A 576-nucleotide genomic window follows, 5' to 3' on the forward strand; every position below is an offset into this window, starting at 1 on the left:
CTACCTGGATTCTTACATCCCAGAACCAGAGCGTGCGATTGACAAGCCATTCCTGCTGCCAATCGAAGACGTATTCTCCATCTCCGGTCGTGGTACCGTTGTTACCGGTCGTGTAGAGCGCGGTATCATCAAAGTTGGTGAAGAAGTTGAAATCGTTGGTATCAAAGAGACTGCGAAGTCTACCTGTACTGGCGTTGAAATGTTCCGCAAACTGCTGGACGAAGGCCGTGCTGGTGAGAACGTTGGTGTTCTGCTGCGTGGTATCAAACGTGAAGAAATCGAACGTGGTCAGGTTCTGGCGAAGCCAGGCTCAATCAAGCCACACACCAAGTTCGAATCTGAAGTGTACATTCTGTCCAAAGACGAAGGCGGCCGTCATACTCCGTTCTTCAAAGGCTACCGTCCACAGTTCTACTTCCGTACAACTGACGTGACCGGTACCATCGAACTGCCAGAAGGCGTAGAGATGGTAATGCCAGGCGACAACATCAAGATGGTTGTGACGCTGATCCACCCAATCGCGATGGACGACGGTCTGCGTTTCGCAATCCGTGAAGGCGGCCGTACCGTTGGCGC

General features: G+C 52.4%; 1 protein-coding gene. It reads left to right on the forward strand.

Annotation, left to right across the window (positions count from 1 at the left end):
* The coding region (locus ACWKXX_RS22550; protein ID WP_252906325.1) for an EF-Tu C-terminal domain-related protein at nt 1–576 on the forward strand (576 nt) is incomplete at both ends.

The organism is Enterobacter sp. UPMP2061, from assembly GCF_053709615.1.